Annotated in this window: 16 protein-coding genes; 11 read left to right on the plus strand and 5 right to left on the minus strand. The window is 66.8% G+C overall.

The window, feature by feature from the left end; all coding sequences use genetic code 11:
* Window positions 1–72 precede the first annotated feature (72 nt).
* The 5 genes from kdpB (at window position 73) to DKM19_RS47010 (ending at window position 8,427) form a co-directional block, all read left to right on the plus strand.
* Complete coding sequence (gene kdpB / locus DKM19_RS46990; RefSeq protein ID WP_110705050.1) at window positions 73–2,160, plus strand: potassium-transporting ATPase subunit KdpB; 2,088 nt, start codon at window positions 73–75, stop codon at window positions 2,158–2,160.
* On the plus strand, window positions 2,160–2,690 hold the full coding sequence (locus tag DKM19_RS46995) for a potassium-transporting ATPase subunit C (RefSeq protein ID WP_110705051.1): 531 nt from the start codon (window positions 2,160–2,162) through the stop codon (window positions 2,688–2,690). The genes kdpB and DKM19_RS46995 overlap by 1 nt, the downstream gene beginning before the upstream one ends.
* The gene (locus DKM19_RS47000) at window positions 2,687–5,512 is read left to right on the plus strand and encodes an ATP-binding protein (protein WP_110705052.1); all 2,826 of its coding nucleotides are present in this window, start codon (window positions 2,687–2,689) and stop codon (window positions 5,510–5,512) included. Before DKM19_RS46995 ends, DKM19_RS47000 begins: the two co-directional genes overlap by 4 nt.
* Before the next feature lies 1 nt (window position 5,513).
* Window positions 5,514–6,203 carry a response regulator transcription factor gene (locus tag DKM19_RS47005; RefSeq protein ID WP_110705053.1) on the plus strand — a complete coding sequence of 230 codons (690 nt, stop codon included), beginning with the start codon at window positions 5,514–5,516 and terminating at the stop codon, window positions 6,201–6,203.
* A gap of 868 nt (window positions 6,204–7,071) precedes the next feature.
* Window positions 7,072–8,427 (plus strand): DUF1593 domain-containing protein, encoded by a 1,356-nt coding sequence (locus DKM19_RS47010; RefSeq protein WP_110705054.1) that lies wholly within the window; start codon window positions 7,072–7,074, stop codon window positions 8,425–8,427.
* Window positions 8,428–8,796: 369 nt separating this feature from the next.
* On the opposite strand, the gene DKM19_RS47015 is transcribed toward DKM19_RS47010, so the two are convergent.
* Together DKM19_RS47015 and DKM19_RS47020 are read right to left on the minus strand one after the other, a co-directional pair.
* The gene (locus tag DKM19_RS47015) at window positions 8,797–9,753 is read right to left on the minus strand and encodes a phosphotransferase family protein (protein ID WP_110705055.1); all 957 of its coding nucleotides are present in this window, start codon (window positions 9,751–9,753) and stop codon (window positions 8,797–8,799) included.
* A gap of 490 nt (window positions 9,754–10,243) precedes the next feature.
* Window positions 10,244–10,744 (minus strand): hypothetical protein, encoded by a 501-nt coding sequence (locus tag DKM19_RS47020; protein WP_110705056.1) that lies wholly within the window; start codon window positions 10,742–10,744, stop codon window positions 10,244–10,246.
* A 222-nt stretch (window positions 10,745–10,966) separates the two neighbouring features.
* Here DKM19_RS47020 and DKM19_RS47025 point away from each other — a divergent pair, with 222 nt between their 5' ends.
* Both DKM19_RS47025 and DKM19_RS47030 read left to right on the plus strand, forming a co-directional pair.
* On the plus strand, window positions 10,967–11,890 hold the full coding sequence (locus DKM19_RS47025) for an alpha/beta hydrolase (RefSeq protein WP_110706486.1): 924 nt from the start codon (window positions 10,967–10,969) through the stop codon (window positions 11,888–11,890).
* 863 nt (window positions 11,891–12,753) lie between these two features.
* Window positions 12,754–15,963: a BTAD domain-containing putative transcriptional regulator gene (locus tag DKM19_RS47030; protein WP_204358548.1), complete on the plus strand. Its 3,210-nt coding sequence runs from the start codon at window positions 12,754–12,756 to the stop codon at window positions 15,961–15,963.
* A 292-nt stretch (window positions 15,964–16,255) separates the two neighbouring features.
* On the opposite strand, the gene DKM19_RS47035 is transcribed toward DKM19_RS47030, so the two are convergent.
* On the minus strand, window positions 16,256–16,471 hold the full coding sequence (locus tag DKM19_RS47035) for a 2TM domain-containing protein (RefSeq protein WP_110705058.1): 216 nt from the start codon (window positions 16,469–16,471) through the stop codon (window positions 16,256–16,258).
* 427 nt (window positions 16,472–16,898) lie between these two features.
* Between DKM19_RS47035 and DKM19_RS52395 the strand changes: the two genes are divergently transcribed.
* Both DKM19_RS52395 and DKM19_RS47045 read left to right on the plus strand, forming a co-directional pair.
* Window positions 16,899–17,153, plus strand: coding sequence for a DUF6247 family protein (locus DKM19_RS52395; protein WP_239513976.1), 255 nt, complete (start codon window positions 16,899–16,901; stop codon window positions 17,151–17,153).
* A gap of 258 nt (window positions 17,154–17,411) precedes the next feature.
* Window positions 17,412–17,855, plus strand: a complete 444-nt coding sequence (locus DKM19_RS47045) for an ester cyclase (protein WP_110705059.1) — start codon at window positions 17,412–17,414, stop codon at window positions 17,853–17,855.
* A 558-nt stretch (window positions 17,856–18,413) separates the two neighbouring features.
* Here the strand turns inward: DKM19_RS47045 and DKM19_RS47050 are convergent.
* Complete coding sequence (locus DKM19_RS47050) at window positions 18,414–18,998, minus strand: hypothetical protein (protein ID WP_110705060.1); 585 nt, start codon at window positions 18,996–18,998, stop codon at window positions 18,414–18,416.
* 375 nt (window positions 18,999–19,373) lie between these two features.
* On the opposite strand from DKM19_RS47050, the gene DKM19_RS47055 reads away from it, so the two are divergent.
* Window positions 19,374–19,892, plus strand: coding sequence for a hypothetical protein (locus DKM19_RS47055; RefSeq protein WP_110705061.1), 519 nt, complete (start codon window positions 19,374–19,376; stop codon window positions 19,890–19,892).
* Between the two features lie 162 nt (window positions 19,893–20,054).
* Here DKM19_RS47055 and DKM19_RS47060 read toward each other — a convergent pair whose 3' ends face one another.
* Window positions 20,055–20,978 (minus strand): helix-turn-helix transcriptional regulator, encoded by a 924-nt coding sequence (locus DKM19_RS47060; protein ID WP_110705062.1) that lies wholly within the window; start codon window positions 20,976–20,978, stop codon window positions 20,055–20,057.
* Between the two features lie 205 nt (window positions 20,979–21,183).
* On the opposite strand from DKM19_RS47060, the gene DKM19_RS47065 reads away from it, so the two are divergent.
* Complete coding sequence (locus DKM19_RS47065; protein WP_110705063.1) at window positions 21,184–22,164, plus strand: aldo/keto reductase; 981 nt, start codon at window positions 21,184–21,186, stop codon at window positions 22,162–22,164.
* Window positions 22,165–22,206 lie beyond the last annotated feature (42 nt).

A 22,206-nucleotide genomic window follows, 5' to 3' on the forward strand; every position in this document is an offset into this window, starting at 1 on the left:
CTCTCTGGTGCCACGGGAGCAGGCCCCTTTGCAGCCTGACGCGTTTATGCCTGATTGGGAAAGGAAATCGTGATGCCGGACATCAAGGTCCTCGACGCGGATCGCTCCGGCGCCCCCGGCCAGCCGGGTGTGCCGGGCGGACGCGGCGTGGTGAGCCGGCGCAGGCTGTTCGACGGACAGATCATGCGCGTGGCCGCCGTGGAGGCGCTGCGCAAACTCGATCCCCGAGTCCAGGTCAAGAACCCGGTCATGTTCGTGGTGCTCATCGGCACCGTGATCACGCTGCTGGAGGCGATCGCCCACCCGAGCGTCTTCTCCTGGTCGGTGATGGTCTGGCTGCTGCTGACGGTTCTGTTCGCCAACTTCGCCGAGGCGATGGCCGAAGGGCGCGGCAAGGCGCAGGCGGACGCGTTGCGCAAGACGCGCACCACGACCGACGCGCGGCGGCTCCGGCCCGACGGCACCGAGGAACGGGTGCCCGCCGGCGAACTGTCGACCGGCCACATGGTGGTCTGCGAGGCAGGCGATGTCATCCCGTCCGACGGGGAGATCGTCGAGGGAGCGGCCTCGATCGATGAGTCCGCCATCACCGGCGAGTCCGCTCCGGTGATCCGGGAGTCCGGCGGTGACCGGTCCGCGGTGACCGGTGGCACCCAGGTGCTTTCCGACCGGATCGTGGTGCGCATCACCGCTGAGCCGGGGCAGACGTTCCTCGATCGTATGATCAGCCTGGTCGAGGGAGCGAAGCGGCAGAAGACGCCGAATGAGATCGCGTTGACGATCCTGCTCTCCGCACTGACCCTCATCTTTATCCCGGTCGTGGTCGCACTGCAGCCCTTCGCCCAGTTCGCCGGCGGTGAGGTGTCGGTGATCGTGCTCATAGCGCTGATCGTCTGCCTGATCCCGACCACCATCGGGGCGTTGCTGTCCGCGATCGGCATCGCCGGCATGGACCGGCTGGTGCAGCACAACGTGCTTGCCATGAGCGGCCGCGCGGTCGAGGCCGCCGGCGACGTCCAGACGCTGCTGCTGGACAAGACCGGCACCATCACCATGGGTAACCGGATGGCCTCGGAGTTCTACGCGGTTGGCGGATATGGCGAGCACGACCTCGCCGAAGCAGCCCAGCTGGCCTCTCTCGCCGACGAGACCCCTGAGGGACGCTCGATCGTCGTGCTCGCCAAGGAGCGTTTCGGGCTGCGCGAGCGTGACCTGGCACCAGGTCATGTGTTCGTACGCTTCAGTGCTACGACTCGCATGTCCGGCCTGGACACAGATGATCGGCGGATCCGTAAGGGGGCGGCCGACGCCGTCAAACGGTGGGTGACCGAGCAGGGCGGCACGCTGCCCGACGAGCTCGACCCGATCGTCGAACGGATCTCTCGTGCGGGCTCCACCCCTCTCGTGGTGGCCGACCGGGCCCGCGTCCTGGGGGTCATCGAGCTCAAGGACGTCGTCAAGCAGGGCATCGCCGAACGCTTCGCGGAACTGCGCGAAATCGGCATCCGCACGGTCATGGTCACTGGCGACAACCCACTGACCGCCGCCGCGATCGCGCAGGAAGCCGGGGTCGACGACTATCTCGCGGAGGCGACGCCGGACGCGAAGATGCGGCTGATCAAGGCTGAGCAGGAGGGCGGCAAGCTGGTCGCGATGACCGGCGACGGCACCAACGACGCGCCCGCGCTCGCGCAGGCCGACGTCGGCGTGGCGATGAACACGGGGACCACGGCCGCCAAGGAGGCCGGCAACATGGTCGACCTCGACTCCAACCCGACCAAGCTCATCGAGATCGTCGAGATCGGCAAGCAGTTGCTCATGACCCGGGGCGCGCTTACCACCTTCTCGATCGCCAACGACGTGGCCAAGTATTTCGCGATCATCCCCGCGCTGTTCGTCAGCACCTACCCGCAACTGGACGCCCTGGACATCATGGGGCTGCACAGTCCGCAGAGCGCGGTGCTCTCCGCAGTGATCTTCAACGCGCTGGTGATCATCGCGCTGATCCCGCTCGCGCTGCGTGGCGTGCGGTTCCGCCCGTCCGGAGCGACGGCGATCCTGCGCAGGAACGTGCTCATCTACGGCCTCGGCGGGCTGATAGTCCCGTTCGTAGGCATCAAGCTGATCGACCTGATCCTCACTGCGCTCGGAGCATTCTGATGTTGCTGGACCTGCGACGGGCGGTCACCGTCTCGATCATCTTCTTCGTCATGCTGGGCTTGGCCTACCCGCTGGTCGAGACCGGCATCGGACAAGCGCTGTTCAACCACCAGGCCAACGGCTCGCTCACCGCTCTCGGCTCGACGCACATCGGGCAGGAGTGGAGCGGACCGCAGTGGTTCCAGGGCCGCGCAGACGGTTACGACCCGACCGCCACCGGCGGGTCCAACCTCGGGCCCCGGTCGAAGGAGCTGCTGGACAAGTACAAGGAGCGGATCGCCTCGCTGGAGAAGCAGGGCCTCACCCCGCACCAGCACCTGGTGTCCGCGTCGGGCAGCGGCGTCGACCCGGATATCAGCCCCGACGCCGCGTACGCACAGATCCCCGCGGTGGCGAAGGCTCGCGGCCTGTCGGCCGATCAGCTGCGTACGCTGGTGGAACGCCACGTGCAGGGACCGCAGTATGGATTCCTCGGCGCTTCTCACGTCAACGTGCTGGAGCTGAACAAGGATCTTTCGACGGTGAAATGACGACTCAGCGCTCCAACGACGACTCTTATGCCGACGCGTTCGTCGTTCAGGCCGTCGACGAGATGGGAGCCGGCGTCCACATGGGCGGACGGCTCCTGATCTACCTCGGTGCGGCGGCCGGCGTCGGCAAGACCTACGCCATGCTCGACGAGGGTCACCTCTGTCGTCTGCGCGGCCTCGACGTGGTCGTCGCGCTGGTCGAGACGCACGGCCGGCCCGCGACCGAGGCCCACCTGGCCGACCTGGAAGTAGTGCCACGCAAGATCGTCGAATATCGGGGTGCACGATTCGAGGAGATGGACCTGGAGGCCGTGCTCGCCCGCCGGCCCCAGGTCGCCCTGATCGACGAACTCGCGCACACCAACGTTCCCGGCTCGGGGCGCAACGAAAAACGCTGGCAGGACGTACGCGACCTGCTCGCCGCCGAGATCGACGTGATCACCACCATCAATGTTCAACACATCGAAAGCCTCGCGGACGTGGTAGAGCGGATCACCGGTATCGCAGTCCGGGAACGGGTCCCCGACGCCGTCATCCGCAGCGCGGATGAGATCGAACTCGTCGACTCCTCACCCAGACGACTGCGCCGTCGCCTGCTGTACGGGGACGTCATCTCGCCGGACCGGGCCCGTGAGGCACTGCGCGGGTTTTTCACGACCGAAACCCTTACCGCGCTGCGCGAACTGACGCTACGGTTCGTCGCCGACGAGATGCCAGGCGATCCCTACGGGCAGTACGGCCGCATCCCCGCGCAAGCGCGGTGGGAAACCGCCGAACGCGTACTCGTCGGGGTAAGCACCGGGCCCGAAAACGACGTGATGTTGCGCCGCGCTGCCCGTCTCGCTGCTCGCCTCAAGGCCGACCTGAGCGTCGCCCACATCGTGGTCGGCGACGCCGACCCGTTCGACGTGAAGATCGATGCGCTGCGCCGTCTGGCGGATGATCTCGGCGCGGACTGGACCGACCTGTCCGGTGAGGACCCCGCCGCCGCTCTCGTGAACTTCGCGGGACAGCGCCAGATCACTCAGATCGTGGTCGGGCCGGGCCGACGCAGTTTTTGGCTCAAGATGCTCGGCTCCGGCTCGACGATCCGGCGCCTCGGCAGACTCGCAGGTGACGCAGGCATTGACGTACATGTCGTCGGCCGCGCCATGCCTTCGCCGGCGAGTACTCCAGATGCGGGCAAGCGGGACCTGGCTCATCAGCTCAGGCGACTGGGCGCGGACAGCGGCCCCTCAACGAAGTGGTCGGACTTCGAGGGGCCGCTGTCCGTACCCAGTCACCTGAAGGGCGATGATGGACAACGCATCGCATGGGGGGAGGGTCGCGACACGAATAGCGCTAGAAAGCTCAGCATCGCCGGGGCGGCCGCGGCCCTGGCGACCATGGCCGTACTCACTCTTGCCATGCTGCCGTTCCGCGGCGAACTGAACATCGCCACCACAGCTCTGGTGCTGGCCGTGCCTGTCGTGGTCGGTGTTGTGATCGGCGGCTTTCGGGCCGGCGTGATCAGTGTCGTCGGCGGATTCCTCGTCTACGACTTCTTCTTCATCCCACCCTACGAGACGCTTTATGTGGGCGTCAGCGAGAACTGGGTGGCGCTCGGCGTGTACGCGATGATCATGCTGCCCGTTGCCCGAGTGGTGGTCAGCATGAACACCGCCCGCGCACAGGCGCGGCAGCGGGCGATGCAGATCCGGCAACTGTTCGAGCTGTCCGCCCTGCTGGTCGAGGACAAGCCGCTCGAGGAAATGCTCACGGTCATCGTGAACGCCCTGCGGGACGTCTTGGACGCCCATCAGGTGGCCCTGCTGCTGCCCCGCAACGACGATCTCGAGATCGTCGCCTCGGCCGGCGCCCCACTCACCGAGGACGACCGGCGCCGGCTGCTGCCCTCCCCGGGCCGGACGGCCAGCGTCGACGCCACCCGGCCCAACGGCACCAACCCGTTCGGGATCGCCCTTGTCGCCGCCGGGCGGCCAGTGGGCATTCTGACCGTCTCCGGCACCGAGATCACCGGCCGGCAGCGCGAACCACTTCTGCTGTTCGCCAACCAGATCGCGTTGGCCGTCGAGCGCGCGCAGTTGCGCGAACATGTCCTGCGTGCCGGGCTGACCGAGGAGGTCGAACGCCTCGCCCGCACGCTCGTCGCGGCCGTCTCCCACGATCTGCGAGCCCCACTGGCCTCCGTCAAGGCGTCCTCGTCCATCCTTGCCGACCCGCAACTGGGCGAGGGACTGGACCCCCATGCCCGGCACGAACTCGCGGTTCTGGTCGACACTCAGGTCGACCGGCTCGCCGCCCTGGTCACCAACCTGCTCGACATGAGCCGTGTGCAGGCCGGCATGCTCCAGCCCCGGGCCAGCATCGTCCACCTGCACGACCTCGCCGACACCGTCCTCGCCGACCTGCCGCTCGGCCGCCGCGACTGCCCCCCCATCCTCGACCTGCCCGATGACCTCCCGCTCATCGACGTCGACGTCGTGCTCATCGCCCGGGTGTTCACCAACCTGCTGGAGAACGCCATCCGTCACGCGCCGAAAGACAGCCCGATCACCATCGCCGCCCGGCGTGCCGATGCCGCCACGATCACCGTGTCCGTCACCGACCATGGCCCCGGCGTCAGCCCCGACCGGCGTGGCGAGATCTTCGGGCTGTTCATCCGCCGGCACGGAGACTCCGGCTCAGGACTGGGACTGGCCATAGCCAAGACCTTCATCGACGCCCACCGGCAACGCATCTGGGTCGAAGACGTGCCCGGAGGGGGAGCACGCTTCTGTTTCACCCTGCCCGTCGCCGCGCCACTACAAGAAAGATCCTGACATGTCAGCCGTGCTGATCATCGACGACGACATCGCGCTCCTGAACGCCTGCCGGGTCGGCCTGCAGGCACTCGGCCACGACGTGCGCACCGCTGAGACCGGCGGTGACGGACTGTCCGCCGTCGCGGTGTGGCGACCTGACGTCATCGTCCTCGACCTCGGTCTCCCCGACCTCGACGGGATGGAAGTCTGCACTCGTGTCCGTGGGTGGACCGACACCCCCATCGTCATCCTCTCCGCCGACGGAGCCGAGGACCGCAAGGTCGGAGCACTCGACGGCGGCGCCGACGATTACATGACCAAGCCCTTCGGCATGCGTGAACTCGACGCTCGCCTGCGGGTCGCGCTACGCCACCATCACAACGTCGGCGCCGGTGACGACCAGGACAGTGAGCTCCAGGTTGGAGCCCTCACCCTCGACCTGCAGCACTACGAGGCGACTCTGCAGGGTGCGCCACTCGACCTCACCTGCAAAGAGTTCGAGTTCCTGGCTTATCTCGCCCGGCACGTCGGCAAGGTCTGCACCCGCCGCTTGATATTGGAAAACGTCTGGGGACCCGCGTACGCCAACGAGACGCACTACCTCAAGGTCTACGCCTATCGGATACGCAAGAAGCTCCACGACGAGCAGGGCCGCTTCTTGCAGACCGACCCTTCCGTGGGCTACCGCCTCAAGGCCACCGACACCTGACGCGCCGGTCGTGTGGTCCTGCCCAGAGCCAGGTGCCTCTGCCTGACGTTGTAGCTCGGCGGGGCTTGGCCTGGCGCGCATCGCCGCCGGCCCTCCCGGCGAGGGGAACGATGAGCCCCCAACTGCTTCGGATCTTTAGCTGATCTCTCTGCGTACAGCAGTGAAGTACAGCAACAGGATCACACATCATCTCGCCCTGCCATCCGGCATTCCGCGCCTGAGCACGGCGGAGAGCCTCTCAGGTGGCGACCGGCTCCCGTTTGCAAGCAGGAAGTCAGGAGTTCGAATCTCCTGGGCTCCACCAGTCAAAACACCTCTGAAGTGATCTTGGTGTGCGGTGCTCGGGCTAACGGGCCATTGGCTCACTCAGGCCGGCACACCCACGCTGCCGTCTATCCCTGTCCCGGTCCTTCTGCTCGGCCTCCACACGTGCGCTCAGCGCGTCGGCGATCTTCTGGTCGGCATCCCGTGTGGCGTGCTGGTCTAGGTGGACGTACGACGGGCTTCCCCGCGGTCACGTGCTCATTGGTGTGGAACTGCTCGCGGGTGAGGCCACTTCCCCGATGAGTCCGGGACGAACCCAGCGCGGGTTGCGGTGTCGGTCGCTTAGCGGTCGACGCACTGGCCGAACGACCAGGTTTCGGCTCTGAATCGCATCGCTCAGCTCTCCTCCAGCGCGTATCCACTTAGCAGTGCATATTTATTCAACACTGCATGAGCTTATGCAAGTCGTAACGCAGCGCACGGCGCCATGTCAAGCGTCGCATCGCCGACGGACACCCTCTTGCGCGACGCGGCGATTGTTGGCTACCGTCCACTACATATTCAGTCATGGCTGAATATTTATTCAACTCCAAGGGGTGGAGAGATGCAGTTCGCACGTCGCACGTTCCTCGCTCACGCCGGTGGCGTCGTGGCCGGGGTCGCGCTCGGGTCCAGAGCCACTGAGGCGCTCGCGACCGACCGGCACCTGCCGACGGCTCCCGAGCACGGTCGCGGCCCGCGGTCGCTGCCCCGTGTGCTGGTCTCTTCGGACATCGGTGGCACCGACTTCGACGACTTCCAGTCGATGGTGCACTTCCTGCTCTACGCGGACCGCTTCGACGTCGAGGGGCTCGTCTCGTCACCCTACGGGCCGGGCCGCGCCTCGGACATCCTGTCGGTCATCGACGCCTACGAGCACGACTGGCCGAACCTGCGCACATGGTCACGCCGGTACCCCGCGCCCGGCCGCCTGCGTGCCATCACGAAGCAGGGCGCGCTGGACATCGCTCCGGCTCCGGGGTACGGCGCGCCGACCGAGGGCTCCCGGTGGATCGTCGAGTGCGCGCGACGGCGCGATCCACGACCGCTCAACGTCCTCGTGTGGGGCGGCATCGACGACCTCGCGCAGGCGCTGCACGACGCGCCCGACATCGAGCCGAAGCTGCGCGTCCACTACATCGGCGGGCCCAACAAGCTGTGGACGGTCGACGCGTACGACTACATCGAGACACATCACCCCCACCTGTCGATCATCGAATCCAACGCCACGTACCGCGGCTTCTTCACGGGCGGCGACCAGTCCGGCGACCTCGGCAACCAGACCTTCGTCGCCTCGAAGGTCGCTGGCCATGGCGCGCTGGGCGCCTTCTTCGTCAACGCCTCTCCCGACCTCAAGATGGGTGACTCGCCGTCGATCACCTGGTTCCTGCAGGGCGCGCAGGACCCCGCGCGGCCGAGCTGGGGCGGGCAGTACGTGCGCGTCTGGGACGGACGCAAGACGATATTCGACCGCTTCACCACCGCCGAGGACGTCGGCGAGGTCTACGGCGTGATCGAGTTCGCCATCCCAAAGCCTGCCGGCTGGCGCCCGACGAACTACGCGCGGATGACCATCGGCGGCCGAACAGGCGGCCCCTTCCCGGCGGCGGTCGACGAGGGCCGTGTGCTGCGCTTCCGCTTCTCCCCGCGCGATCCTAAGGTCTGGGACTACGTCGTCGACAGCGACCACTCGGCGCTCAACGGCGTCACCGGCGCCGTCACCGCCGCGCCGCCGCCGGCGTGGCGCGCGAACCGTCCGTCGCGCAGGCACCCCAACTGGTGGTCCGACGACCAGGACCCCGCCTACGCCGAGGGCACCTGGGTCGGGGCCAAGCACGTCAGCCAGTGGCGCGCGCAGTACCTGACGGACTTCGCGCAGCGCCTCGAGCGCTGCGTCGCGCCCGCGAAGCACGGGCGCTGACCGGTGATCCGGTGGGTCGCGCCCGCGACCCACCGGACCAACCGCAAGACGAAGCACGGGCGCCACGGCACGGAGCCATCACTGCCACCGGCGCCACCAGGAAGCCGATGACGCATGTGATGCCGATGATCCGCTTGCCGGCTCGCGACCTGGGCGGACTGAGCACCATCTCTCCTCCGTCCAGTTCGAGGAGCTGTTCCCGAACTCGGACCGTACGAGCCATGAGGTCAATGTCCGACCGGCGTAGGGTGGTCGCCTCACCCCGGCGCAGGCTGGCAAAGGTCGTGACCGCCCGTCGAGCCCTAACCATACGGCGGCCTGAGCTCCTGGACTAGAAGTGACATATCGGCTCAGTTTTCTGAGCAGTCCTTACACCCAAGCCGTGCGCTCACGAAGCCACTCCAGCGCCGCTCGACCCTGAGCGCCCTGGAAGGCACGAATCGTAGGCAGTCCCGGCGGGGCGGGCCGGCGGGACTGCCGAACGAAATACCCGGTCAGTGCCGCCAGGACCGTGGTCGCCGCAGCCGGGTCAGCGGCCCGCCCGACCGGATGAGCGACGAAGACCTCCTCCGACGATGGACCACCCTGCATCCGCACGCTGGGCAGCATGCCTAACAGGTCGAACCAAGGCGCCCCAACGAACGCCGACGGCCAGTCAACGACTATCACCTCATCGGGAGTGAGCAGCAGATTGTCCCCCCGCATATCGCCATGCACCAAGCTGTTCCCCTTGACCGCTGTTGACCAGCCGACCTCCAGATCGGCCAGCGCGTCCAGATGACGCACAGCCCACGGGTCCAGCCCAACCAAGTCGTCCTCGCCCGCGTCCCGGGCCGCGACCAGCCGCCGCCAGTCTTGGAACGTCTCACCAAGCCGCTCCTCTGCCGACGGAGCGGCAACCGGGGATGGGGTCAGCGCGCTGACCAATCGGTCCAGAGCGGCCAGTACTCGATCGAGCTCGTCAGGACGCCACGGGTCGGCAGGCGGCTGACCGTCCACATCCTCGAATAGCAGTGCCACCCAACCATCGACGTCGAACCATGCCAACAGCTTCGGGGCAGGCACGTCCGCAGGAAGCGCGGCCGCGATCTGAGCTTCGGCCCGATACATGTCCGCGGTGAGCGGGTTCGGCTCCGGCCCGACGGCCTTGGCAAACGCCCGCCGCCCGTCCGCTAACCTCAGACGCACGGCAGCGCCCGGCGAAAACCCACCTCTCTGCGTCACCGCCCCGATCACCGACGCACCCAGATGAGTCTCGATGGCCTGACGGAGCTTGTCGGGCACAGCAAGCCAGGGCAGGCGCATACCGGTCGCGGGAACACTCATCGCCCTAGATTGCCGAAGATTCCTCTCAAGTGCGAATTATTTTTGATTCGGTAAAATCATTTGTTCGCCGTCCAGCAAGCTCCGCAATCGCGATGGCCGAACTCTTCGCCCAGCCTAGACAAACGACCAGTTGGCCTGCTCGGCCTCGACCAGACTCTTGTTGGTGAGCCACGCGGCACCCGTCGCTTGACCGACAGACCACTTATGCGGACCACCTAGGTGTCATTGCCGAATTGTTCTTATGGGTATCAAGGCGGCGGGTGGCGTGCTGTCGCACGGCCCTCCACCCGCCCGCCGTCCGGGCGTGCGGCGTGGGCGTCGGTAGCTCAGGGGCCAAGTGCGTTGGAGACTTCCCAGGCTGACAGCGCGGATTCGCTTCCCGTCACCCGTTCCAAGCGCGAAGGCCCATGTCAGCACATGATCCTAAATCGGACCTTCGTTATTTCTTGAGCCGTTTTGAGCTTCCACGCGACTGTGTCGGCGAGTTAGATCAGGCGGATATCTGTACCTTGCGGTGCTTGCGCATGATGTCGGCGGCGAAGTTGGGGGTCTCCTCTTCGCAGTGCCGCCGGATGAACAGGCCCAGCACGATCGTGCGCGCCAGGACCGCTAGCACGGGAGGCAGGATCACCTCGACGGAGCACGCGAACGTGGACGACGTCGTGGACTTCGGCGTGGTCGTGAGCGTCCATCGCACCGCGCCAGTCACCGGGACGAGATGGAACAGGAAGATGCGGCTCGCGGCCGAGTACATTTCGACGAACGACTTTTCCGCCCGCACGACCCGGTAGTGCTGGATGATGAGATTGCCGCCCACCGACTCGGTGTTGACCATGCCGCGGCCTTTTTCATCGGTAAATGTGCCCGCACCGTGGTGGCCTCGCGCACAGGCCTGGTATTCGTCGTCGGAGAGGCCGAAGAGCCAGTTTTCCAGGTCGATTTCCGGGTTGGACGCGTCAACCGTCGCATATGCGGTGTGCTTGATGGTCATAGTGTTGCCCCTCGTCGATGGAGCCGGCGGCTGAAATCCATCGGCGACAGATGAACCTGCACGCCCAACTTTCTTGGCGCCGTGGCTCTTCGCCGATCTCAATTCTCACAGGCTAGATCGAGGCACTTGATGACGACTGGATCGGGTCGTCCAGTGCTCGTCAATTAGCCGGGATCTACATTGCCCGTCAAAGGTTCCCCCTTCTTCGGCGAGGTGACACCCATGGCCCTGGACGAAGCCACGGCCCAGTTCTTGAAGCAACTGGGCGAGGCGGGCAGCAGCCCGCTGCACGAGTTGACCCTGGCAGCGGCCCGCACCATGTACGCGCAGCTGCACAGCCTGTCCGGCCAGGGACCGCCTATGGCCCGCGCCGAGGACGTCACCATCGAATCGGAGGACGGCGCCTCGTTCCCAGCCCGCGTCCTGACCCCGACGACGGCCTCGCGCGGCGTGATCGTGTACTACCACGGCGGCGGCTGGACCGTCGGCAGCATCGACGACGTCGACGCCGTGGGCAGGCATCTGGCCGAGCGCACGAATTGCACCGTCGTCCTGGTGGGCTACCGCCTCGCCCCCGAACACCGCTTCCCGGCCGCGCCCCGCGACGCCTACGCCGCCCTGTGCTGGGCCGCCGCCGCGCTGCCCGGACAGCCGATCGTCGTGGCGGGCGACAGCGCGGGCGGCAATCTGTCGGCCGTCGTGGCCCGGCGTGCCAAGGACGACGGCGGCCCGGTCATCGACCTGCAGGTGCTCATCTACCCGGCCACCGACTGCGACCTGGACAGAGCCTCCTACCACGACCCGGCCAATCAGCTCCTGCTCGATCGGCACGCGATGGTCTGGTTCTGGGACCACTACTTGCCCGACCCGACCCAGCGCGCCGACCCAGACGCCTCTCCCTTGCGGGCCGCGGACCTGTCGGGGTTGCCGCCCGCCGTGTTCGTGCTCCCCGAGCACGACGTGCTGAGTGAGGAGGGTGAAGCCTACGCCGAGCGGTTGCGCCAGGCGGGCGTGCCCGTCCGGCTCCAGCGCGCCGCCGGCCAGATGCACGCCTTCTTCCCCCTGATCGGCGTGCTGCCCGGCAGCGTGGCGGCCCTCACCCTGGTCGCGGAGTCGATAGACGCGGCCCTGCACGTCCGAACGTGACGAGCGAGATGAGCGAGATGAGCGTTCCCGTTGTCCGAGCCGTCGCGCGGGTTGAATGTCGAACGCGCGCGACGCCGGTCAATGGGTAACCGGAATGCAGAACCGGCAGACCAAGGCATGCCCGCCGGCTCGGTGGTGGCTGACCGGGTCCGTCCGGTTCATGCCCGTACGGTCCGACCCCACCTCACCTCTCTCGTCCCCACCGAAGAACGCGGTCGTTTCCCAGAAGTGCTGTGAACGCTGGTCTCCTGGACCCTTCGGGCTCCCACCACGGACCTCGCGAAGAATGTGAACCTCTCCGGTCCGCCGACCCGCCGAGGGGTGTCACCGGAACACGGCATAACAGGCAGCCACACCCCGCGTCACGTCTCCACACACCGGGCGCTCCACGCGCCCTGCCCGCTGGTCAGGTTTCTGCAGGTTCGGTTGTCCAAGGGCCGGGATGCCGGGCGGCGGTGGTGGTGGCAAGCAGGAGGGCGGCGAGAACGCGGGGGAGGGCTCCGGCGGCGGGTTCGGCGCGAACGCTACCGGAGTGGAGATGGTCCTCGTCGGGGAAGGCCAGGTCCGACGGTCCTCCGTCCAGGGATCTCGGCCTTGACGAGCGCGGCCGGCCAGGGCGCCGGGATCACCGCGCCGCCGATCAAACGACGCAAGCGACATCGACTGTGGACCTGGCAAGTTTCGCACTGCTACGGTGCGATTTTGACGGTTTGTTAGCTGGCAATCTGTCGTATCACCCGGGAGTCGGCGTGGCCCTGCCCGTTCATCCCGTCCGGCCGGGCAACGAAGATCGGCCAGCCGGTGGCACTCTCTTACACCTCCAGGTCCTCGGCCCGTTGCGGGTGTGGCGCGACGGTGTCGAAGTGGATGCCGGTCCCCGGCAACAGGCTTATCTGCTGGCCTTGCTGCTGGCCCGGGTGGGCAGGCCGGTCAGCACGAGCGAGCTGATGGACCTGATCTGGGACTACGAGGTCCCCAGCAGTGCGCTCAACGTCATCCATAAATACGTCGGCGCGTTGCGGCGACTGCTCGAACCCGCGGTTCCCGCCCGTACACACGGTTCCTACCTGCACCGCCGTGGAAACGCCTACCTGTTCACCGCAGCCCCCGGCACCCTGGATCTCGTCACCTTCCGGGAACTCGTCGAGACGGCGAAGGAGGCCCTCGCACAGCAACGCCTTGAAATGGCGCTCGATCGCTATGTCGAATCGCTCGGCCTCTGGCGGGGCCGTGCGGGCGACGGGTTCACGCACAGGTCAACCGCGCTGCCGATCTTCGCCGCCATCGACGACGAGTTCCACGCCGCGTGCACCGAAGCGGCCGAACTGGCGGTGTCGCTGGGCCGACCGGCAGGGGTGCTGCCGGCGTTGCAGCTGGCCGCATCGATGGCGCCGTTCCACGAACCCGTCCAGGCCAGCCTCATCTCCACCCTCGGGGCGGCGGGACGTCAGGCGGAGGCACTGTCGTTGTTCCGCGAGGTCCGCGCCCACCTTGCCGACGAGCTCGGTATCGATCCTGGCCCGGAGCTGCAAGCCGCACACCTGCGAGTGCTGTCGCAGCCCTCGGCGTCGCCGCTCGTGGCGCGTACGGACGGTGGGGGTGACGGCGCGTCGGTGCGAACGGCAGCCGGGCTGGTCGGCCGGGCCGAGGAACTCGCCCTGCTGCGGCAATCCGTCGAGATGGCATTCATCGGCCTCCCAGCGCTCCGTATCGTCGAAGGCGAGCCGGGCGTGGGCAAGACCCGCCTGGTGCGGGAGATCGCCACCGAAGCGAGCCGACGTGGCGCGCTGGTCGTCTGGGGTTCGTGTCTGGAAGGCGACGGAACGCCGTCGATGTGGCCCTGGGAACAGACGCTCCGTCCGATCCTCGACAGCCTGCCCGCGCTGTTGCGGGAGAAGTGGCTGACCAGTGAGCTCGGCAGTCTCCTCGAATCGCGAGACGACTACGCAGCCGCGCCGGCGATTCCCGGCAGCGGTGCGCAGTTCCGTATGTTCGAGCAGGTCGTCACCGTCGTCGGGCAGGCCTCGGCGCAACGGCCCATGCTGCTGATCCTCGATGACCTGCAGTGGGCCGACGCCACCTCGCTCCAGCTGTTCGGCCACCTGGCGGGCCGCTTACCCGCCGGTACGGTGATCATCGGTGCGCTGCGCGATCGCGCACCCACACCCGGCTCCAGCCTGTCGCGGGTGCTGGCTGAGGCCAGCCGGCTGCCCGGCCACCGCAGGATCCGGCTCGGCCCGCTCGACTTGACCGACGTGACCGAGCTCATCCGCCGCGAAACCGGCCACGATCCCGGTGCCGAGGTCGCCCGCGGCATCCATGCCCGCACCGCCGGCAATCCGTTCTTCGTCCAGGAGCTGTCCCGGCTGCTCAGCGACGGCGGCTCGCTCGGCGACGGCGGCCCATCAGTACGGGCCGGGGTTCCGGCGACCGTGCGAGACGTCGTCCGCGATCGGATGACCGGTCTCGACGACAGCGCTCACGGCCTGTTGCGCGTCGCCGCGGTCATCGGCCGCGACGTGGACCTCGACCTGCTCGCCCGCGCGATCGGTGTCGACATCGCGGACTGCCTCGAACGCCTCGAACCGCTGCAAGCACTCGGTCTCCTGGAGACCAAGCCGGATGACCCGTTCTCCTGGCACTTCGCGCACGACCTGGTCCGCGAGTCGGTCACCGAGACCACCGCGCGGCAGCAGGCCGTCCAACTGCATCTACGCGTCGCCGACGCCCTCGAACACATCCATGCGGACGACGAGTCCGTCGCCGAACGCCTCGCCTACCACCTGCGCGGCGCCGGCCCCCTGGCCGACCCGGTTCGCACCGCGAAGGCACTGGCGCGCGCCGGTCGCCGCGCGGCGACCAAGCTCGCGTTCGCAGCCGCCTATCGGCACCTGGAATCGGCCGTCCAGATCGCCCGGACGGCAGGGCTGCTGGAGCTGGAACTGTCCGTCCTGTCGCTGCTCAACCTCCTCGCCGTAGAGCCCCCGGGAATGGGCGGCTCGACGTTCGACCTGCTGGAACGGGGCGCATATCTTGCCCGCAGACTCGGCCGCGAGACGGCCGAGGCCGAGTTTCTCTTCTTTCGGATGACCGGGGCCTATGTCTCCACCGAGAAAGACCGTGGGATGTGGGCTCGCCGGCTGCATGAGCAAGGCCAGGCGTCCGCGGACCCGATCATCCAGGCGTACGGCCGGCAGGCCTGGGGCCTGTACCAATGGGACATCGGCGACATCGGCGCGGCGTATCAGTGTTTCAGCTGGGTAGGCCGTACCACTGCGGACGGCATTGCCTCGCTGCTCGCGAACGCGGCCGACCCGCACCCGGGGCCGGCTCAGGAAAGCCTGTACCACCTTGCCGGCCAGGTCGGGGGCGTCCCGGTTCGACGCCGCGACGACCTCGGGCGTTGGCGGATCCAGGATGAGTGGGTCGGTTATCTGGCCGTGATCACCACGCTGCATGGCGATGTCGAGACGGGGCGGTCCCTGCTCGCCACGGTGTACCAGGCCGAGGGAGACCCCTTTGAGATGTCGGGCTGGGTCCGCTACCAAACCATGGCCGCCTCGATGGCCGGTGACACGGCCTGGGCGATGCACGCGACCGAGCGGTGGGTCGCGGCCGGCGCCGACCTTCCCGGCGTCGCGCAGGAAGCCTATATACGGCTGGACTGGTACTGGGCCCGTGCCCTCACCGGCGACGACCCGGCCGGCACCGCGGCCAAGGCCGAACATCTCCTGGCCGCGACCCTGCTCGACCCGCCGAGATGGGGCCTCGCCTACTGGTACGGACTGATCGCCGAGATGTGGCTGGCAGCCGAGATGCCCGACAAGGCCGCGACCGCCCTCGACCGGGCCGACCAAGCCATCAAGGTCCACGGCCAGCGCTATGCCGAAGGACTTCTCCTGTTGCTGCGCGCGCGCCTGCTGCACGCCCGTGGCGAACCCGTCGACGTCGTACGAGCCGCCGCCGACGAAGCCCGGGTCCGATCCGGCGAACGGGGGGCCCACCTCTTCGCCCGCCGCGCCGAGAGGTTCCTGGCCGATCTCGAGACACAGACCGGCATGGCAACCGGATGAAGGGCCGGCTACGTGTCTCGGAGCAGGCCCAGGCCGGCCAGGCGGCCCGCGGTGCCCGTGACGAGAACAAGCATGGTCGATCTCCCTGGGTCAGGATCAGGTCAGCGTCCGGTATCGGCGGGCACGTTCGTGGTGATGAAGGCGTCGATCCGCGGATGTCGATGATGAGGCGGCGTGGAGCCGCGTACTTGATTTGCGGTGAACGAATCAGCTGACACGGGGCGGAAAAGCGCGATCAGGGCATCCGGGCCACCGCACAGGTCCGGACGTCGGAATGTGAGGCACATCCGGTTCAGAGGACGGCTCTCGATTTGGGCGGCGAATAGACGGTCCAGACGTGGAAAGCCGCTCCGATTCCCCAGAAGACCAGCGACCACATGGGCCAGAAGAACTGCTCCGGGGTGTAGAGCCACCACGTGATGACTTGGGCCAGGTTGGCCACGACGTAGAACAGCAGGTGGACCCGCAGGTCCCATTTCTTGGCGGCTTCGCTTTTCGTTGATCGCATATTCGCAGGCTAGGCCGACGCACTTTATGACGAGTGGGTCGCTCGTTCACTGGACGTCAACTGCCCCGGATCTACATTGACACCGCAGTTGAGCTGCGAACCACCCATTGAGGTGAGATCGATGACGACGACCAAATCGACCACCGGCCTGATGTACGTCGATGTCATCAAGTAGACAGAAGCCCAGGTCAGGCATGTTGCCGTAACCTGGGATTCGATCTTCGTCCGGCCTTCTTCCGCTCCCGTGCCCGTTGAATCTGGGCTCGTCCTGACTGCGCGGCCACCGCAGCACTATCGCCCCATTTCCGCGTGCTCGTGTGACTGGATCTCTGAGTCATCCCATCGGAAGTCTGTAGGCTCCATGAGCAGGGGGAGGAGATTCCAGCATGACTGCACAACCGCAGGACTTCGTGCCCCTAGCTCACCGATGCCTGAGAAGAACCTGCGGACTATCCGCTCCGTCCTGGTCGTGCCGCAGGATCGCGAAGCGTTCGACGTGGGGCTCAAGGCAGTGCTCGATGAGGTTCGAGTGAGTTTGGACCTCGGTGCGCTGAACGCCTTCGTCCACCGCTGGTGGATCTCCGCATGCGACTCGGTGCGGGATCCAGAAGGACGCCGCCGAATGCATGCCAGAGCCGAGCAGGTCCTGGCCGGCGAACCGGTCTCCCCGGGAAGACCGTAAGAACCGGCTCAACCACATGCGGTGCCGACCCGCCCTGATCACCGCTTGGCCGACAAAACCGGCCTGGATTTTCGTCCTCCGTAACCTCGGCCATCGAGCCTCTCCAGGCACGGCAAGGGGTCTACGCGACTTTGCCCCGAATGGGAGATTGCTAGGTATTTCCTGGTGTGTCCACGACGGCCTTGTGGTCCACAGTCGGCCTACCCGTGGGTAGCGTGATACGTGAGTTGATGTTCCGACCGCGGAGGGGCCACGGCCATGGTCGACAAATGCGAATTCAAGCCCGGGCTGGCAGAAGCGATCAACGACCACGACATGCATCGGCTGCTCGATTACTTTACCGAAGATGCCATCTTCGTCTCTCCCGCAGGAGTAGCAGAGGGGCGCGAACAGATCGCGTGGCTCTTTGAGCAATTCTTCAAGGGATTTCCGGATCTCTGCCTGACGGTGTGGTACAGGGCCACCGGCACCGACAACCACATGATGGTCGAATGGACGGGGACCGGCACGCACACCGGACCGTTTCTGCTGCCCGACGGGCAGGAACTGGAAGCGACAGGCCGTCGCATCACTCTGCGCGGCACCTGCGCCTCGTTCGTCGAGAATGGAAAGGTCGTCACGCACCGGGAGTACTTCGATCAATTGGAACTGTACACACAGCTCGGCCTGCACCTGTCAAAGGACGATCCAGCCCCCGCGTAGCCCCTCCCGCAGCGGATCGCCCGATTCGGTGGACAGGTCCACTTGCCGGCCGAGAGTTCGAGCTCTACCTCGGAAGGCATTCAGCAAGGGTAACGACGTGCCAAAGGCAGGCGAAGAGTTGTGCCCTGCACACGCTGAATGATGCAGAAGGTGGCGCGTGATACAGCGGGCTTCCGCTACGCCCACCGAAGGGCAGGAGCGAGACATAGTGGACGGCTCCTGCGCTCCTGCTCTGTAGAAGAGAACGTTCGCCGAGCACCGCCGCCTTCTCACGGCCGATGGCTGGCCGGCGTTGCCGGCCTCCACCTGCCACATCGACCTTCACCAGTTCGGGGCAGCCGGAACGCGGCTTCGGACGACCGCCCAGCCGGCCAAGCGCGCCGAGATCGCCGCGTGGTGTCTGGAGAGGAAGGCAGGGGCATGCGGCCGGCGGCGATCCGGGCCGTAGCCGCACCGCGTACCCGCCGTACCCAAGGAACTCACCGACCACTGCGACACACCGCCGCACAGGAGCGTCCGCATCACTGCCGGCCGATCTCCACGCGGAACGCTCAGCGGTCAAGCGATGGCAGAAGCAGGGTCCTGACCCGCAGGCGTGTGAGATGCATCGGCGAATCCACGACGGCGAAGAGCGACCAGAATGTAGGCGGCGAAGGCATACGCAGGGCCGTAGAAGAAGGGCGGAAGGCCAACGCCCGTGCCGTTCCTGTAGCAGGAGTAGTCCTCAGGCAGGTCGATGAAATCGGCCGGCGGGCACTGGGTCAGGTCCGACCAAGGGCCGACAATGTTGGCGGCGACGTTGACCGCCGCAAGAACGCCCAGCACAACAGCCATGACCAAGATGATCCGGTCCTGCCATCGTCGCCGGAGCAGAGCCGCGACACCCATCACAGGCACAGGCAGAGCAAAAGCGAGTATGACCACTTCGATGTCCCACAGCGCCTGCATGGCGTCTATGCCCACGGAGCCGAGATAGCCGACACCGAGGCCCTGCGCCAGGGGATAGATCCCGATCCCGTCCACGACGTGCATGTCGTAATAAAAGAGGCCGGTACTCGCGATGAGCTCACTACCGATCCAAGCCATGACAGAGGGGAAGAGTGCGAGCAACGCAGCCGCCGCCCACCAACGCCATACCCGCATCTGTCCTGCTCTCCGACAACGGTTTCGAATCGGACAGAAAACCTGTCACAAGATCATGTGTCGGAATTTTTTCACATCGAAGATGCGACCGGAGCCGGTGCTACTGTCACGATCGCCTGACGGTGGCCGATCTCGTCCAGGGCCGGGGGCGATCGACGGTCCAGGACTTCGTTCCTCAGCCCCAGCCCACCGAGCACCAGGGGGCATATCCCGTGCCCGTTGCGTGCCCGTCAGAGGGATGACCAAGGGGGACTCACGGGAAACGCCGGGCTCCCCTGCAGGTCGGCATGTGTCTTTGCAAACAGGACGCCAGGGATACGACGGCGTCGTTGACGTGAGTTGTCCTGTTGCGCGTACCAGACCAGGATCACTCGCATGGGCTTCTATGAGTACTACCGGGCCGCGGATCGTGAGACGGCGATCATCCAGCCGGAGCGCTCCCGTGTGATCGCCGACCCTAAGTACGGCATGCCCGAGTTCGACGCCGTGGAGACCAAGTGGCTCGACCCGTGGATAACCCTGAGCGAGCTGGCGGCGCTCATCGGCGACGTCGACCTGCCCACAGGGCTGGACACCACAGTGAGCCTGTACCCCTCCTCGTATCCCGACCCGGCTCCGCAGACCGACGAGGAATGGGACGCACTGCCCGAGGACTCGCCCTATCTCAGCGACATGGGTATCGAGGAGTTGTCGGTGAACGTGCGTGACCTGCTCGCCGGCGCCGACGACGCGCGCCTGCCGAGGGTGGTGGAGCGCTGGGCGAAGAGCGAGCAGTTCTCACACTTCAACTCGACCGACCTGGAGTATCTGATGCCCGCGGCCAAGGATCTCATCGGATTGTCCCGTCGTGCGAAGGAACATGGGCAGCAGCTCTACTGCTGGTTGTGCACCTGACCGGAACGCTCGCCGAGCAAGCTCATCACACCCGTCGGAGCGACCGATAATCCACGCTCACCCGCGTAACGCCTCCACTGCCCCGACAATCGCGGACAAGAGGAATGATCAATCAAGGGCTGTCCCCATGGTCGGCCGGGGCCGATACCGACCGGTCGCAGGTTAAAGATCAGGTTGGTTTTCGGGGTTGTGGCCGCGTGTTCCCGCTGTCGGGGTGTTGTTCCGTTGGTCGTCGGCGTTCCAGCTGGCCAGGAGGCGGATCGCGTCGGCTTCGGGGGTGCCGGGCTGAGGGGCGTAGACGGTGAGTATCTGGTTGGAGACGGCGTCGATGCGGAGGGTCTCGTAGGGCAGCGCGACCTCGCCGATGAGGGGGTGCCGGAAGGTCTTCGTGCCGACTCGGTGGATTCGTACGTCGTTGGTCGCCCAGCGCGTCCGGAATTCTGTGCTGCGGGTCGCGAGTTGTCCGATCAGTTCGGTCAGGTCGGGGTCGTCGGGGTGGCGGCCGGCCTCGATGCGCAGCATCGCCACGACGTCGGCTGTGATCCGGTCCCACTCGGGGAACAGGTCTCGGGCCCTGGGCTCGTCGAGGAACAGGAAGCGGGCGCTGTTCGGCTGTCCGGGCAGGTCGTACATCGGTGCGATGAGCGCGCGCCCCAGTGTGTTGACCGCGAGGATGTCGAACCGGCCGTTGAAGACCATCGCGGGTAGGTGGTCCATCGAGTCGAGCAGCAGCCGGATTCCGGGGGTGACCAGGTTCTTCGCCGCGCCGCGGTTGCGTTTGCGGGCTGCGGGGGTCAGGGCGGCGAGCAGCCGGTCGAGGTGAGCGCGTTCGTCATCGTCCAGACGCAGGACGTCGGCGACGGCGCCGACGACTCCGGCGGAGGGCCCGGTCGCCTGGCCGCGTTCGAGTCGCACGTAGTACTCCGGGCTGACCCCGGCGAGCAACGCGACCTCCTCCCTGCGCAGGCCTTTCACCCGACGGCGGGTGCCCTGAGGAGGAAGGCCGGCGTCGGTGGGGGTGACCCGGGCGCGGCGGGTGGTGAGGAACTCGCGAACCGCCGCCCGCGCGGCCTCCTTCTCGTCCATGAGATCGAGGGTACGCCCGGCCCACGCCCCGGAAGGGGTCCCTGTGAGTACCCCTTTTCGCAGGGTCTGTCGGGATGTGGTGAACCGATGTTGGCTGGACGTCGGCGAGATCGAGATCGACGACCGGATGCCGCGAACGCCGTCCTTAGCCGTTTCCCTCTGACGCACCTTCCTTCGACACCCTCGACGAGAAATGAGTTCTCTGATGCAGCACGCCATGCTGGGGAGCCTGCGGGTTTCCCGGATCGGTCTGGGCGCCATGTCCATGGCCGGCACCCTCCTGTCCGGCGGCGGCCTGGACGACGCCGAATCCATCCGCGCCATCCATCGCGCTCTCGACCTCGGCGTCACCCACATCGACACCGCTGAAAGCTACGGTCCGTACCACAGCGAGGAGATCGTCGGTCAGGCGCTGGAGGGCCGGCGCGACCAGGTCGTCCTCGCCACGAAGTTCGGCATCCTGTCCCATGCCGGGGATGGAACCGGCCTGTTCGACAGCAGTCCGGCCAACATCCGCACCGCCGTCGAGGGCTCCCTGAAGCGCCTGCGCACCGACCGGATCGACCTCTACTACCAGCACCGGGTCGACCCGAACACCCCCATCGAGGAGACCATCGGCACCGTGGCCGAGCTGGTCGCCGAGGGCAAGGTCCTGCACATCGGCCTGTCCGAGGCCTCGCCGGACACGATTCGCCGCGCCCACGCCGTGCACCCGATTGCCGCGTTGCAGACCGAATACTCCCTGTGGACCCGCGACGTCGAGACCGAGCTGCTGCCCCTGCTGCGCGAGCTGGGCATCGGCCTCGTCCCTTATGCGCCACTCGGGCACGGGTTCCTGACCGGCCAGATCCGCACGCCGGAGGAGATCCCCGACGGCGACTGGCGCAAGACCAATCCGCGCTTCATCGGAGAGGCCTTCTCCCAGAACCTGCAGCTTGTGGAGGAAGTACGCAACATCGCGGCCGAGGTCGGTGCCGCCCCGGCACAGATCGCGCTGGCCTGGCTGGTGGCCCAGGGCGAGGACATCGCCCCGATCCCCGGCAGCCGGCGGGTCGCTCGCGTCGAGGAGAACACCGCCGCCGACGGCGTCACCCTGACCGCCGGCCAGCTGCAGCGGCTCGACACCCTCACGCCGGCCACCGGCGCCCGACACGACGACTTCAACGAGTCCACGATCGACCGCTGAGACCGGCATCGACGAGTGTGCCGCAACCAGCCCGAACACCGG

The organism is Streptosporangium sp. 'caverna', from assembly GCF_003203775.1.
Lineage (GTDB): Bacteria > Actinomycetota > Actinomycetes > Streptosporangiales > Streptosporangiaceae > Streptosporangium > Streptosporangium subroseum.